A 15,666-nucleotide genomic window follows, 5' to 3' on the forward strand; every position below is an offset into this window, starting at 1 on the left:
CGGGCAATGGGTAAGACCAGCGCCAGGAATCGGCTGTATCTAGCTGGATATGTGCCGCCGGTTCACCATTCCCGGCCTTCCGTCGATGGACAGCCTGGTTTCCTGCTTCGTCCGCTCCGCCACCACCTTGCCCCTGGCGATGACGCACAGGCGCTCGGCGCGCAAGCGCAGGGCTTCGACCGGATTGCCGGCATCGAGGACGACAAGGCTGGCGCGCTTGCCGACCGCCAGGCCGAGATGATCGAGGCCCATGATCGCGGCATTGACGTTGGTGACCATGTCGAAGCAGCGCGCCATCTCGGCCGGGCTCGACATCTGAGCAACGTGCAGACCCATGAAGGCGACATCGAGCATGTCGGCGGTGCCAAGCGAATACCAGGGATCGAGCACGCAATCCTGGCCCCAGCCGACGCGAATGCCGAGCGCCAGCATCTCCTTGACCCGAGTCAGGCCGCGGCGCTTCGGGAAGGTGTCGTGGCGGCCCTGCAGCATGATGTTGATCAGCGGATTGGGAATGACCGAGACGCCGGCCTCGGCGATCAGCGGCAGCAGCTTCGAGACGTAGTAATTGTCCATCGAATGCATCGATGTGAGATGCGAGCCGGCCACCCTGTTTTGCAGACCAAGGCGCTGCGTCTCATAGGCAAGCTGTTCGATGTGACGCGACAGCGGGTCGTCGGTCTCGTCGCAATGCAGGTCGACCATCAGGCCGCGTTTGGCCGCGATCTCGCACAGCTCCGTTACCGAACGCGTGCCGTCGGCCATGGTGCGCTCGAAATGGGGGATGCCGCCGACAATGTCGAGGCCCATGTCCAATGCGCGGATGGTGTTCTCACGTGCCGTCGGCGAGCGGTAGAACCCGTCCTGCGGAAAGGCGACCAGTTGCAGGTCGATATAGGGGGCGACCGTCTTCTTGACCTCGAGCAGCGCCTCGACCGCCAGCAGCCTGTCATCGCAGACATCGACATGGGTGCGGATTGCGAGCAGGCCCATCGACACCGCCCAGTCGCAATAGGCCAATGCGCGATCACGCACCGCCTCATGCGTCAAAAGCGGCTTCAACTCGCCCCATAGCGAAATGCCTTCGAGCAGCGTACCCGACGCGTTGATGCGCGGAATGCCGTATGAGAGCGTCGCGTCCATGTGGAAATGCGGATCGACGAAGGGCGGCGAGACCAGATTGCCACGGGCGTCGATCTCGGTTCGCGCGGAACCCTGCATAACGGGCTCGATCGCCGCGATCGTCTCGCCGCTGATGCCGATGTCGGCAACGCTGCCATCAGGCAGCGTGCCGCCGCGAACGATAAGGTCGAAATCCATCTGTCGTCATCCCGTCAAAAGAATCATCTGATATAGCCGAGGCTGGAAATCGCATCTCGTCGATGCCGCTTGCAACAGCGGTTTGTCCGCGGCGGCCGCGGATGGTTCCATCCGGCCGCAACTCCCTCTATAAGCCGCCTTCGTTGTCCCGGTTTCAAGGATCCGCCGTTTGTTTCGTTTCTTCCGCTCGACGGAAAACCAGCGCCTCGTTGCGAGGTTGATCCGGGAATCCTTTTACCAGCACAGGTTTGGCTACGGCGCCGCGATCTTGTCGATGCTTGTGGTGGCCGCCACGACCGGCGCCAGCGCCTGGATTCTCAAAGAGATCACCGACGAATTCGTGGTCTTCAAGCGGATTGACCGCGTCAACCTGATTGCGGCGGGGGTTGCCACGATCTTCATCCTCAAGGGTCTCGCCAACTTCATCCAGGCCTATTTCATGAGCCGGGTCGGCAACGCCATCATCGCCGATCGCCAGCGCAAGATCTACGACCGCATCCTGGCGCAAGGCATCGAATTCTACCATTCGACCTCGTCGTCCGACCTGATCACACGCATGACCAACAATGCGCAGGCTGCGCGCAACGTGCTCGACCTCGTTGTCACGTCCTATGTGCGCGACCTGTTGTCGCTGGTTGTCCTGGTAGGGGTCATGGTCTGGCAGCAGCCAGCCTTGTCCATAATCTGCTTTGTCGTCGGCCCCTTGGCTATCTACGGGGTCAACCGCATCCTCAAACGTGTTCGCAAGTTCGCCGCGATGGAGTTTCGCTCGGTCGGCCAGATCGTGCAGGTGATGCAGGAAACGGCAATCGGCGTGCGCGTCGTCAAATCCTTCAACCTCGAAGGCGCAATGCGCAACCGCATGTACAAGGCCGTGTCGGACGTCGAGAACCGGGCCAACAACATCGCGACGCTGGAGGCTGCGACAAGCCCGGTGATGGAGACGCTGGCCGGACTGGCAATTGCCGGGGCCATCTTCGTCAGCGGCTTCCTGGTCTTGCAAGGCGGCCAGATGCCTGGAAACATCATGGCCTTCATCGGGGCGCTGCTGTTTGCCTATGAGCCGGCAAAGCGCCTTGCGCGCGTGCGCATATCGCTGGAAAGCGGCATTGTCGGCGTGCGCATGATGTTCGAGCTCGCCGACCAGCCGCTGACTCTGGTAGAGAAGCCCGACGCGAAGCCGCTTCTGGCCGGACCGGGCGAGATCCGGTTCGACGCGGTCGACTTCGCTTATCAGAACGGGCCGCCGGTGCTGGACAGGTTCGATCTGACGCTTGCGCCCGGCAAGATGACGGCGCTGGTCGGGCCTTCCGGCGGCGGCAAGTCGACGATTCTAAACCTGATCATGCGCATGTACGACCCGAAGAGCGGCAAGGTGCTGTTCGATGGTCAGGATATTTCCCATGCGACGCTCGCATCGCTGCGGGAAAAGATCGCCTATGTCAGCCAGGACACGTTCCTGTTTGCCGGCACCATCATGCACAACATCCGGCTTGGGCGCGAGGGTGCGACCGACGAAGAGGTGATCGCCGCCGCCAAGGCGGCCAACGCCCATGACTTCATCAGCGCGCAGGCGAAAGGCTACGAGACGGATGTCGGCGAGAATGGCGGCCTGCTGTCGGGCGGCCAACGCCAACGGATCTCGATCGCACGCGCCATGCTGCGCAATGCCGAGATCCTGCTTCTGGACGAAGCGACCAGCGCGCTCGATGCCGAATCGGAAGCACTGTTCCGCGACGCGCTGCAGCAATTGACGGAAGGCCGCACGACGATCGTTATCGCGCACCGTCTGTCGACCGTGCACCAGGCTGACACGATCGTGGTGCTCGAAGCCGGCAAGGTGGTGGAAAGCGGCCCGCACAAGACCTTGCTCAAGCAGGGCGGGCTCTACCAGAAGCTTTATGAGTATCAGTTGATGCCGTGATGGTGTTCCGGATGTTGGAGCCAGACGCCCTCATACGGCCCTTCGGGCCACCTTCTCCCCGAGGGGAGAAGAGATCGTCAGCGCCGGCGCCAGCCTCTTCTCCCCTGCGGGGAGAAGGTGGCCGCGTAGCGGCCGGATGAGGGGGCCTGGGCGCGAACCTTATTCCGGCACAAACCTGACCGCGCCCTTGGCCGCGCTGGTCGCCATCGCGGCATAGGCGCGCAAGGCGGTCGTCACCTTGCGCTTGCGCTTTTCCTCGGGCTTCCAGGCCAGGGCGCCCCTGGCCTCCATAGCAGCACGGCGCGCTGCCAGTTCGGCATCGTCGACAGCCAGGCGGATGCTGCGGTTGGGGATGTCGATCTCGATCGTATCGCCCTCCTGCACCAGCCCGATCAGCCCGCCTTCGGCGGCTTCCGGCGATGCGTGGCCGATCGACAGGCCCGACGTGCCGCCGGAGAAGCGGCCGTCGGTGACCAGAGCGCAGGCCTTGCCGAGCCCTTTCGACTTCAGATAGCTGGTTGGATAAAGCATTTCCTGCATGCCTGGGCCGCCGCGCGGCCCTTCATAGCGGATGACGACCACATCGCCGGCCTTGATCTCGTTCGACAGGATCGCCTTGACGCTGGAATCCTGGCTTTCGAACACGCGGGCCGGGCCGGTGAACTTCAGGATCGATTCATCGACGCCGGCCGTCTTCACGATGCAGCCGTCGAGAGCCAGATTGCCTTTCAGCACAGCGAGGCCGCCATCCTTGGAAAAGGGATGTTCGGTCGAGCGGATGACGCCTTTCTCGCGGTCGAGATCGAGTTCGTCCCAGCGGCGGTCCTGGCTGAAAGCGACCTGTGTCGGCACGCCACCAGGGGCGGCGAGGAAGAAATCGCGCACACTCTGGCTGGTCGTGCGGGAAATATCCCAATGGTCGAGCGCTTCGCCCAGCGTTCGCGTGTGCACCGTCGGCAGGTCGCGGTTGAGCAGGCCGGCATTGTCGAGCTGGCCGAGGATGGCCATGATGCCGCCGGCGCGGTGGACGTCTTCCATGTGCACGTCGGACTTGGCCGGAGCAACCTTGCACAGCACCGGCACCTTGCGCGACAGCGCGTCGATGTCGTCCTGATCGAAATCGATTTCGCCCTCATGCGCGGCGGCGAGAATGTGCAGCACGGTGTTGGTCGAGCCGCCCATGGCGATGTCGAGCGTCATGGCGTTCTCGAACGCACCTTTGGAGGCGATGTTGCGTGGCAGCGCGGTTTCGTCGTCCTGCTCGTAATAGCGCTGGGCGAGATCGACGATCAGGTGGCCGGCCTCGACGAACAGCCGCTTGCGGTCGGCATGCGTGGCCAGCGTCGAGCCGTTGCCGGGCAATGAAAGGCCCAGCGCCTCGGTCAGGCAATTCATCGAATTGGCGGTGAACATGCCCGAGCAGGAGCCGCAGGTCGGGCAGGCCGAGCGCTCGATGACCTTGACGTCCTCGTCGGAAATTCTGTCGTCGGCCGCCGCCACCATGGCATCGACCAGGTCGAGAGCCTGCGTCTTGCCGGCGAGCACCACCTTGCCAGCTTCCATCGGACCGCCGGAAACGAAGACGGTAGGGATGTTGAGGCGCAACGAGGCCATCAGCATGCCGGGCGTGATCTTGTCGCAATTGGAGATGCAGACCATGGCATCGGCACAGTGAGCGTTGACCATGTACTCGACCGAGTCGGCGATCAATTCGCGCGACGGCAGCGAATAGAGCATGCCGTCATGGCCCATGGCGATGCCGTCGTCGACGGCGATGGTGTTGAATTCCTTGGCGACGCCGCCGGCCTTCTCGATCTCGCGCGCGACCAACTGGCCGAGATCCTTCAGATGGACATGGCCCGGCACGAACTGGGTGAAGGAGTTGACCACCGCGATGATCGGCTTGCCGAAATCGCTGTCCTTCATGCCGGTGGCGCGCCAGAGGCCGCGAGCGCCGGCCATGTTGCGGCCATGGGTGGTGGTGCGGGAGCGATAGGCAGGCATGTTTTTTCCTTGGTGGCTGGCCGCAGCCAGGCATGGCGCGGCGGAGCTGAATTCGGACCGCAGGCGTTATAGACGCGCAAGCCCGGTCTGGCCACAATTTTGCAATGCGCCAGAACGCAAGGCGCAACTTGGTTGACGAGGGTCATTCACCTGTATATAGCCAAATGGGTATATACCTTATTGGCTATGGATGACAGATGAACCAGCTGGACGCTACCTTTGCCGCGCTCGCCGATCCAACACGGCGCGCCATCCTTGCGCGGCTCCTCCAGGGCGAAGCTTCGGTCATGGAGCTCGCCGAACCCTTCGCGATGAGCCAACCGTCGATTTCCAAGCATCTCAAGGTGCTGGAAAACGCTGGGCTGATCTCTCGTGGCCGCGACGCGCAGCGCCGGCCATGCCGGCTGGAAGCCGAGCCGCTGGCCGAGGCCAATGACTGGCTGGAGCGTTATCGCAAAATCTGGGAAGGCAATTTCCAGCGCCTCGACGCCCTGTTGGGCGCCATGCAAGCCGAAAAAGCTCCCGGCGAGGCAGACCAATAGCCGGAAAAAATCGGGACCTGTGTCGGATCGCCGGCCGGCCGGCCGTCCTTGGACAACATAAGGAGGATCATCGTGAGCACCACAATTCTTCCCGGCTCAACCGTCGCCACCTTGACAGTGACCACGCCCAGCGACCGTGAGATCCAGATCACCCGCCTCTTCGCGGCGCCACGGCCGATGGTCTTCGACTGCTGGACGGTGCCGGAGCTGCTGAAGGGCTGGCTGCACGGCCCGGACGGCTGGCGTCTGACGGTCTGCGAGATCGACCTCAGAGTCGGCGGCGCGACGCGTTATGTCTGGCAGCACCGCGACGGTCGCAGTATGGGTATGAGCGGCGCCTATCGCGAAATCGTACGGCCGAGCCGGATCGTCGCAACCGAACTGTTCGACGAGGACTGGACCGGTGGCGAAACGATCGGAACGGTGACCTTTACCGATCAGACCGGCAAAACCCTTTTAACGCAGACGGTGCTCTACGCTTCGCAAACAGCCCGTGACGGCGCTCTCGGCACCGGCATGACCAGCGGCATGGCCAACAGCTACGCCCAGCTCGACGCCTATCTTTTTTCACTCCAGGACGCCGCTAAGGGCGCCGCCTGACCCTTCCCCAAAGAAATGCCAAGGAGACAGACAATGCAAAAGATCACCACCTTCCTGTGGTTCGACGGCCAGGCCGAAGAGGCCATGAACCACTACGTATCGATCTTCAAGAATTCGAAGGTGCTGAGCGTGATGCGTTGGCCCGAAGGCCACGGCAATGAAGGCAAAGTGCTGGTGACCACGTTCGAACTCGACGGGGTGCAGTTCCAGGCGCTCAATGGCGGACCGCAATTCAAGCACACCGAAGCGATGTCGCAGTCGATCGACTGCAAGACGCAGGAAGAGGTCGATTATTTCTGGGACAAGCTCATCGAAGGTGGCGGCGAACCGTCGCAATGCAGCTGGCTGAAGGACAAGTTCGGCATCTCCTGGCAAGTCGTGCCGGAGCAACTGCCGCGCTTGCTTCTGGATCCGGACCGGGCCAAGGCCGGCCGCGTGATGTCGGCGATGATGCAGATGAGCAAGATCGACATCGCCAAGATCGAGGAAGCGGCTAGAGGATAGTCGAGGGTCGCGCCGCCCCTCATCCGCCCTTCGGACACCTTCTCCCCGTGAACGGGGAGAAGGAAAAGCGCGACTTACGCCGCCTTGTCGCGGACCTGATAGTCCTTGATCGTGGCAAACTTGATCGCCTTCCAGCGCTCGGCTTCGTAGTTCAGCGAAAAGGCGTGCTGGGCCAGGAACACGGGGTCGTTGTCGAGATCGCGGGCGATGTCGCCGCGATGCGCCTCGATGAAGCGCAGGACCTCGGCCTTGTCGTCGGCCGAAATCCAGCGGCACACGGAAAAGCGCGACATCTCGAATTCGACCGGCAGCGTGTATTCGAAGTTCAGCCGCTCCTTCAACACGTCGAGCTGCAGCGCGCCGACGACACCGACGATGGCAGGCGAGCCATCTTCCGGCGAAAACAGCTGCACGACGCCCTCCTCGGCCATCTGGTGCAGCGCTTCCTTGAGCTTCTTGGCCTTCATCGCATCACCAAGCCGGACACGGCGCAGGATTTCCGGGGCGAAATTCGGCACGCCGCGGAACAATATCTCCTCGCCCTCGGTCAGCGTGTCGCCGATGCGCAGCGTGCCGTGGTTGGGAATGCCGACGACATCGCCGGCGAAGGCCTCGTCGGCGGTGACGCGGGTGCGGGCAAAGAAGAATTGCGGTGCCGACAGCGACATCGGTTTTCCCGTGCGCACCAGCTTGGCCTTCATGCCGCGCTCGAGCTTGCCCGAGCAAACGCGGACGAAGGCGATACGGTCGCGGTGGTTGGGGTCCATGTTGGCCTGGATCTTGAAGACGAAGGACGTCATCTTCTCCTCGGTCGCCTCGACCTTGCGGGTGTCGGCCTCTTGCGCGCGCGGCGGCGGTCCAAAAGCGCCAAGCGCCTCGATCAGGTCGCGGACGCCGTAGTTGCGCAGCGCCGAGCCGAAATAGACCGGCGTCAGGTGACCCTCGCGGAAGGCTTCGATATCGAGGGGTCTGCACGCTTCTCGCGCGAGCTCCAACTCCTCGATGAAGGCCTCGCGCTCGTTTTCCGGCAGCAGCCCGGCAACGCGGTTGGAATCGGGTCCGTTGACCGGGGTGCGTTCTTTCTCCGCGTCGCCCCTGCGCACGGCATTCAGCGCCAAATGATAGGTGCCGGAAAAATTCTTGCCGCGGCCGATCGGCCAGGTGACGGGGGCAGTATCCAGCGCCAGCTTCTGCTCGATCTCGTCCAAAATCTCGAACGGATCGCGGCTTTCGCGATCCATCTTGTTGATGAAGGTGATGATCGGAATGTCGCGCAGGCGGCAGACTTCGAACAGTTTCAGCGTGCGCGGCTCGATGCCCTTGGCGGCGTCGATGACCATGACGGCCGAGTCGACCGCCGACAGCGTGCGGTAGGTGTCGTCGGCGAAATCCTCGTGGCCGGGCGTGTCGAGCAGGTTGAAGACATTGTCCTCATACTCGAAGGTCATCACCGAGGTGACGACCGAAATGCCGCGCTCGCGCTCGATCTTCATCCAGTCGGACCGCGTCTGGATCTTGTCCTTCTTGGCCTTGACCTCGCCGGCAAGCTGGATGGCGCCGCCGAACAGCAGCAGCTTTTCGGTCAGCGTCGTCTTGCCGGCGTCTGGGTGCGCGATGATCGCGAAGGTGCGGCGGCGCGCCACTTCTTCTTCTATTGCTTCGGGCATTCTCTGGGATTTCCGTGTGACAGGCCGGGCTTCTAGCAGCGCAGTGCCGGGCTGTCGACCGGTCCGGCGCGGACCACCCTCTCCGTCACGGCCATGCAGCTCGTCACACTGTGGCTGAGGCCAGCGCATTGCCAAATATTTTGCGCTGCTCGATGTTGGCAAGTGGCTGCCGGGATGGCACTGGATGAACATTCCTCGGGATGACGAGGTAGAGGAGCAAGCATGACTGCGGCGAAACAAGTGATCGTCATCGGCGCCGGCATCATCGGTGCCTCCATCGCCTGGCATCTGAGCAGAGCGGGCGCGCAAGTGACGGTGATTGCCGACAGTGCTGCCGGCGGGGTCGCCACGCCGAATTCCTTTGCCTGGATCAATGCCAGCTGGGGCAATCCGGAGCCATATTTCCGGCTGCGCACCCGCGCGATGGCTGAGTGGACGCGGCTGGCGCGGGACCTGCCCGGCCTACCGCTGAGCTGGTGCGGCGGCCTGTGCTGGGATTTGTCGGCGGCCGACATGGAAACCTATGCCAGCGAGCATTCCGCCTGGGGCTATGGCATCGAGCGTGTCGACCGCGCCGGTGCTGTGCGCATCGAGCCCAATCTCACCGAGCTTCCGGATTTTGCCTTGCATGTGGCTGGGGAAGGCGTCGCCGAGCCGGTGGCCGCCACCCGCGCCCTGTTGGCAGACGCCGGGCGACATGGCGCGAAAATCATCTCCAGCACGGTTACGGCGCTGGTCCAGACCAGTGGCAGGATCACCGGTGTCGACACATCGCATGGCTTGATTGCAGCCGACGAGGTGGTGATCGCGGCCGGCGTCGGCTCGCCGGATATTGCCGCGACGGCCGGGATCAACCTGCCGATCGAGACGCCGCCCGGCCTGATCGTCCACTCACGGCCTTTCAAAAAGCTGCTCAACGGCCTGGTGCTGGCCGAACGGCTGCATATGCGCCAGACGGCGGAAGGCCGCATCATCGCCGGCTCGGATTTCGGTGGCGCCGACCCGGGTGTGGATGCCAAAGCCACCACCCACGCGCTGTTTGCGGCCATGAAAGCCATGCTGCGCGACAGCGACGGGTTGGAACTCGATTTCCACACTGTCGGCTACCGGCCGACGCCGATCGACGGCTTTCCGATCATCGGCCGCGCCGAGGGCGTGGACGGTGTCTATGTCGCAGTCATGCATTCCGGCATCACGCTGGCGCCGGCCGTCGGCCTGTTCGCTGCCCGGGAAATCCTGCAGGGGGAGCGCGACCCGCTGCTCGCCCCTTATGGATTGTCGCGCTTCGCTCAATAGCCCGGCGGACGGCGAAAGCCGCCGGTGAGTGGTTCGATTGTCCTGGCGATGCCGAGCAACTGCTCCTCCGACCAGCGTTTGCCAACCAGTTGCAGGCCGATCGGCAGGCCGGCGCGGTCCAGTCCGCACGGCATCGAAAGCGCTGGATGGCCGCTGTAGTTGAAGACGGCGCCATAGGCCGGCAGCATCCAGTAGCTCTGCTCCCTACCATCGACCTCGATCGGCGTGCCCGGTTCGCAATGCGGGAAGGCCGTGCTCATGGCGACCGGGCAGAGCAGCGCGTCCCAGTTTTCGAAAAACCGGTCCCAGGCGAGAATGGAAATGTCACGGCGGGCGAGTGCCTCGAACCAACGCGACACCGGTGTCGGTTCCTCCGGCGGCTCCGGCTGCGCGGCCTCCATCATCATACCGATCAGCGCACCGCCCTGCTCCAGATCGTCGTGCGGATCGAGTTTCGGCAGTTTTGCCTCTTCGACGGTGGCGCCGGCGTCTTGCAACTGCCTCGCAAGGCTTTCGACCGCGGCGCTGATGTCGCCGGCCACCGGGAAGCCAGGAAAGGATGGCGCGAAGGCGATGCGTAGCGTGTTGAGGTCAAGCTTCGGCATGCCCTCGACCGGCACCGGCGCAAGATCGGTGTCATTTCCGTCCGGCCCGGCGATGATTTGATAAATCAGCGACAAATCTTCCACGCTGCGCGCCAACGGCCCGAGGCAGGACATCAGCCGCACGCTGCGCGCAGCTTCGCCGGGATCGGGGAAGGCGCCGGCCAGCGAGACGCGGTGCTCCGTCGGCTTCAGGCCATAGACACCGCAAAAGGCGGCCGGCAGCCGGATCGAATCCTGCATGTCGGTGCCGACATCGAACGACGTCATCCCCGCGCAAAGCGCTGCCGCCGCGCCGCCGCTGGAGCCGCCCGCCGTGCGCTGGAGATTCCAGGGATTGCTGGTGCGGCCAAACAGCGGATTGGCTGATTGCCAGTCCGACAGCATGGTTGGGACATTGGTCTTGGCCATCAGCACGCCGCCGGCCGCCCTCAGCCTGCTAACGACCGGGCTGTCGTGCCTGGCGACATAGTCGGCGAAGGGCGGGAAGCCGACCGTGGTCTTCATGCCGGATGTTTCGTGCATGTCCTTCAGCGTGAACGGCACGCCATGCAACGGCCCAAGTGCGGCGCCCCGCGCCTGAGCGGCGTCGGCTTTTTTGGCGCGCTCACGAGCCCCGTCCTCGTCGAGCGAGATAACGGCGTTGACGGCCCCGTTGACGGCATAGATCTGAGCCAGATAGGCGTCGAGTGCTTCCACGGCGGAAATCTTCCGCGCGGCGATGGCGGCGGCCAGTTCGACGGCTGAGGAAAAGACGAGGTCCATGATCAAGGCTCCGGCTTGGCCGCGATCGCCCTGGTCAAGATGGCGGACAGCGGTGCTATTTCAAGCGGAGTTCAGCATTTGAAGCTCGGTGATGCTTGATCGAAATTGCTCCTTTGAGATCGGCGCTCTACGGCGCCCCCCTCTGTCCTGCCGGACATCTCCCCCACAAGTGGGGAGATCAGCAGCTTCAGCGCCGCGCTCGGTCCTGCGGCATTGGATGTTGGCGAAAGCCGCGATAATAGCCAATCTCCCCACTTGTGGGAGAGATGTCCGGCAGGACAGAGGGGGGCGCTGGCCCGCGACGCTACAGTTGGCGAAGAAACCTACCCGACCAGCGCCAGCTTCGCCACACCCGGAGCAAAGGGCCGGATGGCCATGCCATCGCCGGTGATGGTGACAAAACTCGATGGCGGGATCGCTTGCCAGTCGCCGCCCTCGCGGTCGAACGGCTCGGAAACGATGCAGCGGCCGCCGCCCTTGCGCAGGACAGAAGTGTAGAGCGTCGGCGCGTGGGCGTCGGTGGCGTAGCGCACCGCATGCAGCGCCTGCCCGTCGGAGAAGGCGGCCGTGAGTTTCAGCGCCGGTTCGAGGCCGGCGCGGCGCGAGGCGTCGAGCACGCGGCTGGTGGCGCGGGAGACGGCGCCTTGCGGATCGGTGGCCAATCCCTCGTCGATCATCAGCAGGAAAAACAATTCGGAATCGGTGGTGCCTTCGCGCTGGTCGAAGACGGCGTCGGACAGCGAGTTCTCCAGCGCGCGGCGGATTTTTTCGAAGCCGCCGATCTGGCCGTTGTGCATGAACGACCAGGAGCCGGAGATGAACGGATGGCAGTTCATGCGGCTGGTGGCGCCGCCGGTCGAGGCCCGCACATGGGCGAGGAACAGGCCGGATTTGATCTGCCGACACAGGCTCTTCAGATTGGGATCGGACCAGGCCGGCAGGATATCGCGATAGAGACCCGGCTCCGGGCGGTCGCCATACCAGGCAAGGCCGAAGCCGTCGCCATTGGTCGGCGACTTCGCTTCCTGGGCGCAATGGCTCTGGGCGATCAGCGAATGACAGGGCGCGGTGAGGATGTCTTCGAGAAAGACCGCTTCACCCAGATAGGCCGCCCACCGGCACATCGCTTCTGTCGTCCTCTAGGCGCGATCCATAAGAGCCGCAGGCTCCTTGGTCGCGTGTGTGCCTCTGTTGTGCGTCCGCTCGTAAAGCTCGCGAACGATTCGGCTGGCTGTAGTTTCAAACAGAAATGGCAAGAAAGCATGAACGAGCGCGGCGCCCGCCGCCAGTAACAGGCGCGACGAGAACCAGGCAGCAAAAGCCATATGACCGAAATAGGTTTCGCCGACCTTGGCCGGATGAGAGGTGAAGATCCTTGCGACCGACATGCTGGTCCCCTTCAGCGCTGGAAGTTCCTGATATGAGTATCCTGACACGCTTCGACGGTTCATCGGTCTCAAATTATCCTTGTAGTCGGCCCATTGTTGGGACAAGCATCCCACATGGCACTCGAAATCGACGAAATCGACCGAAAATTGCTCACCGAGTTGCAACGCGACGGCACGCTGTCGGTCGACCAGCTGTCGGAACGGGTGGCCTTGTCGCGCAATGCCTGCTGGCGCCGGGTGAAGCGGCTGGAGGAAGACGGCGTCATCACCGGCCGGGTGGCGCTGGTCGATGCCGAGAAGCTCGGGCTTGGCCTTTCCGTCTTCATCCTGATCCGCACGTCCAACCACGATCCGGACTGGCTGCAGAAGTTCCGGGCGGCGGTGACCGGCTTTCCCGAGATCACCGGCGTCTACCGCATGTCCGGCGACCTCGATTATGTCTTGCGCGCCCGCGTCGCCGACGTGAAGGCCTATGACCGGCTCTACCAGCGGCTGATCGCCAAGGTGGCGCTGTCGGACGTTTCCGCATCGTTCGTGATGGAGGAAATCAAGGAGACGACGATCGTTCCGATGGAACTGAGGTAGTCGCGGTGCATAGGCAGCGGACAGGTTAGAGACTCATCGTTCGTCCGGCGCACCGTCTTGACCATTCGGGATTAGTGCCCCCACCTTCGTCATCCACGGGCGGAGCAGGAGCGAAGCTCCGTCGCGAAAACCCGTGGATGACGAAGTGACGGGCGTTTACCCCAATCGCCAAGGCATGCGGTCCGTCAACGCAAGCGCATCCGAATCGTCAAACCTTCTACGCGGAGGAACCAGGTCACAGTGCCGCCCAAAAGAAAGCCGTTGATAGAATTACAGTCGAGTTGACCGAATCGCCGTTCGCGCCGATAGGATCGATTTTATGCGCGCAGCCCTTCAAACTCCCTCCGTCATCGGTCCGACCGTCGGCTTCGTCAGGTTGCCGCATGGTGAAGGACTTCCCCTTCCTGCCTATGAAAGCACCGGTGCGGCCGGCATGGATCTGCGCGCGGCGGTGCCGGACGACCGGCCGCTGCTGATCCTGCCGGGAAAGCGCGCGCTGGTGCCGACCGGGCTGATCCTGGAAATTCCGGAAGGCATGGAGGGTCAGGTTCGGCCGCGCTCGGGCCTTGCCTTCAAACATGGCCTAACCGTTCTGAACACGCCCGGCACCATCGACAGCGACTATCGCGGCGAAGTGAAGGTGCTGCTGATCAACCTCGGCGACGAGGACTTTGCCGTGACGCGCGGCATGCGCATCGCCCAGATCGTCTTCGCGGCAGTGACCCAGGCGGCCGTGGAAGAGCGCACATTGGCCGGTGGCACGGCGCGTGGCGCGGGTGGGTTCGGATCGACCGGCACCGCCTGATGTCTGAACTGCCGAAACTTGTCATCTTCGACTGCGACGGCATCCTGGTCGATACAGAGAACCTGGCCAATCGGCGCCTAGCCGAATGGCTGACCGCTGCCGGCTATCCGACAAGCTTCGAATATTGCCGCAAGAATTTCTCCGGCCGCAGCATGGCGTCGGTGCAGAAAGAGATCGAAGCAGAGACCAGCGTCAGGCTCGGCGCTGATTTCGTCGATCGCTGGAATGCCGGCCTGCCGGACCTGTTCGCCCATGGCGTCGAGGCGATCCCCTTCGTCCGCGAGTTTGTCGAAGCCGTGCGTTCCGCCGGCATCGCCTATTGCGTCGCCACCTCGGCCCGAGTGTCGAAGATGCATATCACGCTTGGCCAGACCGGGCTGTTGCCGCTGTTCGAACACGCGATGTTTTCTTCGACCATGGTCGGTCGCGGCAAGCCGTTCCCGGACCTGTTCCTGCACGCGGCGAAAACCATGGGCTTTGCACCTGCCGACTGCATCGTCATCGAGGACAGCGTCGCCGGCACGCAGGCCGGCATCGCTGCCGGCATGCGGGTGTTTTCCTATCATGCCGATCCCTATTCCGACCGTGACGGCCTGATCCAGGCCGGCGGCATCCTGTTCGACGACATGCGCGAACTGGCCGGGCTGGTGCCGATCCACTGAGCTGGCTGACGGACTGGACGGCTTGGGAGGCTGTGCTACGTTCCGCGTGCCCGACAGCCTGAGGCGACCCATGCCAACGAACCTGCTTCGCTTCATCCTCGCCGTGATGCTACTGCCATTGCTGTGGACCGCGGCCGGCGCGCAAGACGCCGGCCTTCCGGAGCTCGGCAGCCCACTGCCCGGCCAAAAAGACATCACCTATCTCGACCTCGCCAGGATGGTCATTCCTGACCTCGCCGCCGACAAGAATGGCTTTTACAGGGGCGGGCTGCCGATCAAGATGCGCCATATCGAGGGACCCGACAGCGGCGGCTCGCCGCCCGAAACCTCAGGCTTTTCCAATGCCTCCGTGCTTGCCATCAAGGCGGGAGGCAAGGACCGCCTGACCATGCTGTTCGATCTCGGCGATTCCTCAGACAGCGCCGAAGGCTATGCGGTGCTGGCGCTATACGACATTACGGGCAAGCCAAGGCTGCTCGACGCCGCCAATGTCGCCCTCGACCGCAACACCTATTTCCGCGAGCCCGGCAAGCTCGGCGTCGGCGCCAATGATGATGTCCTCATGATCGAGAGTTCGCATTCCAATTCAAACCAGAACTATATGATCGTCCCGCTGATTATGATTGCCAGAGACAAATTGAAGCTGATCGACATCATCTATTTGTTCGACGAGCACGTGTGTGCCTATAGCCGGACGCAGGACATTGCCTTTAAAGCCATCGCAGAGGGCCGGCGCTATGCGGCGATCAAGGCAAAGGTGACCGATGCCACCGTAGTGGACGGCGAAAGCTGCGATGACCGGCCGCCCAAGTCTGAATCTCACGACATCTCCGTCACCTATCACTGGGACAAGAGGACATCGCGCTACGCCAAGGATTCCGACGCGCTGGACAAATTGGCAGGAGAGAACGCCAAACGCTTCTAAACCAAACGCATTCGTTTGCCCGGCCGATGAGGGCAAGATAAAATCCACGCCACCGCAGCGCACATGATGGGGGAACT

At 63.1% G+C, this 15,666-nt stretch carries 15 protein-coding genes; 9 read left to right on the forward strand and 6 right to left on the reverse strand.

Annotated features, from left to right (window positions below):
• Window positions 1–39: 39 nt before the first annotated feature.
• Window positions 40–1,320 carry an amidohydrolase family protein gene (locus NKK51_RS02805; protein ID WP_352551070.1) on the reverse strand — a complete coding sequence of 427 codons (1,281 nt, stop codon included), beginning with the start codon at window positions 1,318–1,320 and terminating at the stop codon, window positions 40–42.
• 169 nt (window positions 1,321–1,489) lie between these two features.
• Between NKK51_RS02805 and NKK51_RS02810 the strand changes: the two genes are divergently transcribed.
• Window positions 1,490–3,244 carry an ABC transporter ATP-binding protein gene (locus tag NKK51_RS02810; RefSeq protein ID WP_128363991.1) on the forward strand — a complete coding sequence of 585 codons (1,755 nt, stop codon included), beginning with the start codon at window positions 1,490–1,492 and terminating at the stop codon, window positions 3,242–3,244.
• Between the two features lie 159 nt (window positions 3,245–3,403).
• Here NKK51_RS02810 and ilvD read toward each other — a convergent pair whose 3' ends face one another.
• On the reverse strand, window positions 3,404–5,248 hold the full coding sequence (gene ilvD, locus NKK51_RS02815) for a dihydroxy-acid dehydratase (RefSeq protein ID WP_023811662.1): 1,845 nt from the start codon (window positions 5,246–5,248) through the stop codon (window positions 3,404–3,406).
• Between the two features lie 197 nt (window positions 5,249–5,445).
• On the opposite strand from ilvD, the gene NKK51_RS02820 reads away from it, so the two are divergent.
• From NKK51_RS02820 to NKK51_RS02830, 3 genes are all read left to right on the forward strand, one after another.
• Window positions 5,446–5,790: an ArsR/SmtB family transcription factor gene (locus NKK51_RS02820; protein ID WP_352551072.1), complete on the forward strand. Its 345-nt coding sequence runs from the start codon at window positions 5,446–5,448 to the stop codon at window positions 5,788–5,790.
• 72 nt (window positions 5,791–5,862) lie between these two features.
• Window positions 5,863–6,390, forward strand: coding sequence for an SRPBCC family protein (locus NKK51_RS02825; protein WP_245273228.1), 528 nt, complete (start codon window positions 5,863–5,865; stop codon window positions 6,388–6,390).
• Window positions 6,391–6,423: 33 nt separating this feature from the next.
• On the forward strand, window positions 6,424–6,894 hold the full coding sequence (locus NKK51_RS02830) for a VOC family protein (RefSeq protein WP_352551074.1): 471 nt from the start codon (window positions 6,424–6,426) through the stop codon (window positions 6,892–6,894).
• 74 nt (window positions 6,895–6,968) lie between these two features.
• On the opposite strand, the gene NKK51_RS02835 is transcribed toward NKK51_RS02830, so the two are convergent.
• Window positions 6,969–8,561 carry a peptide chain release factor 3 gene (locus NKK51_RS02835; protein WP_352551075.1) on the reverse strand — a complete coding sequence of 531 codons (1,593 nt, stop codon included), beginning with the start codon at window positions 8,559–8,561 and terminating at the stop codon, window positions 6,969–6,971.
• 222 nt (window positions 8,562–8,783) lie between these two features.
• Between NKK51_RS02835 and NKK51_RS02840 the strand changes: the two genes are divergently transcribed.
• A complete protein-coding gene (locus tag NKK51_RS02840; RefSeq protein WP_352551077.1) occupies window positions 8,784–9,857 on the forward strand; it encodes an NAD(P)/FAD-dependent oxidoreductase in 1,074 nt (357 codons plus the stop codon).
• On the opposite strand, the gene NKK51_RS02845 is transcribed toward NKK51_RS02840, so the two are convergent.
• The 3 genes from NKK51_RS02845 to NKK51_RS02855 all read right to left on the reverse strand — a co-directional run bounded on the left by NKK51_RS02845 (window position 9,851) and on the right by NKK51_RS02855 (window position 12,612).
• Window positions 9,851–11,224 carry an amidase gene (locus NKK51_RS02845; RefSeq protein ID WP_352551079.1) on the reverse strand — a complete coding sequence of 458 codons (1,374 nt, stop codon included), beginning with the start codon at window positions 11,222–11,224 and terminating at the stop codon, window positions 9,851–9,853. The two genes, NKK51_RS02840 and NKK51_RS02845, sit on opposite strands and share 7 nt — an antisense overlap.
• Before the next feature lie 323 nt (window positions 11,225–11,547).
• Window positions 11,548–12,348, reverse strand: coding sequence for a class II glutamine amidotransferase (locus NKK51_RS02850; protein WP_352551081.1), 801 nt, complete (start codon window positions 12,346–12,348; stop codon window positions 11,548–11,550).
• A 15-nt stretch (window positions 12,349–12,363) separates the two neighbouring features.
• Window positions 12,364–12,612, reverse strand: coding sequence for a DUF6356 family protein (locus NKK51_RS02855; protein ID WP_095787189.1), 249 nt, complete (start codon window positions 12,610–12,612; stop codon window positions 12,364–12,366).
• Window positions 12,613–12,726: 114 nt separating this feature from the next.
• Here NKK51_RS02855 and NKK51_RS02860 point away from each other — a divergent pair, with 114 nt between their 5' ends.
• The 4 genes from NKK51_RS02860 to NKK51_RS02875 all read left to right on the forward strand — a co-directional run bounded on the left by NKK51_RS02860 (window position 12,727) and on the right by NKK51_RS02875 (window position 15,589).
• Entirely contained in the window at window positions 12,727–13,197 is a 471-nt protein-coding gene (locus NKK51_RS02860) for an Lrp/AsnC family transcriptional regulator (RefSeq protein WP_352551083.1), read from the forward strand.
• A 319-nt stretch (window positions 13,198–13,516) separates the two neighbouring features.
• Window positions 13,517–14,002: a dUTP diphosphatase gene (gene dut / locus NKK51_RS02865; protein WP_056588233.1), complete on the forward strand. Its 486-nt coding sequence runs from the start codon at window positions 13,517–13,519 to the stop codon at window positions 14,000–14,002.
• Window positions 14,002–14,664, forward strand: coding sequence for an HAD family hydrolase (locus NKK51_RS02870; RefSeq protein WP_352551085.1), 663 nt, complete (start codon window positions 14,002–14,004; stop codon window positions 14,662–14,664). Before dut ends, NKK51_RS02870 begins: the two co-directional genes overlap by 1 nt.
• A gap of 70 nt (window positions 14,665–14,734) precedes the next feature.
• Entirely contained in the window at window positions 14,735–15,589 is an 855-nt protein-coding gene (locus NKK51_RS02875) for a hypothetical protein (RefSeq protein ID WP_352551087.1), read from the forward strand.
• Window positions 15,590–15,666 lie beyond the last annotated feature (77 nt).

The sequence above is a fragment of the Mesorhizobium sp. M0011 genome (assembly GCF_040324155.1).
Classification (GTDB): Bacteria; Pseudomonadota; Alphaproteobacteria; order Rhizobiales; family Rhizobiaceae; genus Mesorhizobium.

Bases quoted from the DNA above. Each gene is read 5' to 3' on its own strand.
- NKK51_RS02805 (WP_352551070.1), bottom strand. From the start codon at position 1,320: ATGGATTTCGACCTTATCGTTCGCGGCGGCACGCTGCCTGATGGCAGC.
- ilvD (WP_023811662.1), bottom strand. From the start codon at position 5,248: ATGCCTGCCTATCGCTCCCGCACCACCACCCATGGCCGCAACATGGCC.
- NKK51_RS02820 (WP_352551072.1), top strand. From the start codon at position 5,446: ATGAACCAGCTGGACGCTACCTTTGCCGCGCTCGCCGATCCAACACGG.
- NKK51_RS02830 (WP_352551074.1), top strand. From the start codon at position 6,424: ATGCAAAAGATCACCACCTTCCTGTGGTTCGACGGCCAGGCCGAAGAG.
- NKK51_RS02835 (WP_352551075.1), bottom strand. From the start codon at position 8,561: ATGCCCGAAGCAATAGAAGAAGAAGTGGCGCGCCGCCGCACCTTCGCG.
- NKK51_RS02840 (WP_352551077.1), top strand. From the start codon at position 8,784: ATGACTGCGGCGAAACAAGTGATCGTCATCGGCGCCGGCATCATCGGT.
- NKK51_RS02845 (WP_352551079.1), bottom strand. From the start codon at position 11,224: ATGGACCTCGTCTTTTCCTCAGCCGTCGAACTGGCCGCCGCCATCGCC.
- NKK51_RS02850 (WP_352551081.1), bottom strand. From the start codon at position 12,348: ATGTGCCGGTGGGCGGCCTATCTGGGTGAAGCGGTCTTTCTCGAAGAC.
- NKK51_RS02855 (WP_095787189.1), bottom strand. From the start codon at position 12,612: ATGTCGGTCGCAAGGATCTTCACCTCTCATCCGGCCAAGGTCGGCGAA.
- NKK51_RS02860 (WP_352551083.1), top strand. From the start codon at position 12,727: ATGGCACTCGAAATCGACGAAATCGACCGAAAATTGCTCACCGAGTTG.
- dut (WP_056588233.1), top strand. From the start codon at position 13,517: ATGCGCGCAGCCCTTCAAACTCCCTCCGTCATCGGTCCGACCGTCGGC.
- NKK51_RS02870 (WP_352551085.1), top strand. From the start codon at position 14,002: ATGTCTGAACTGCCGAAACTTGTCATCTTCGACTGCGACGGCATCCTG.
- NKK51_RS02875 (WP_352551087.1), top strand. From the start codon at position 14,735: ATGCCAACGAACCTGCTTCGCTTCATCCTCGCCGTGATGCTACTGCCA.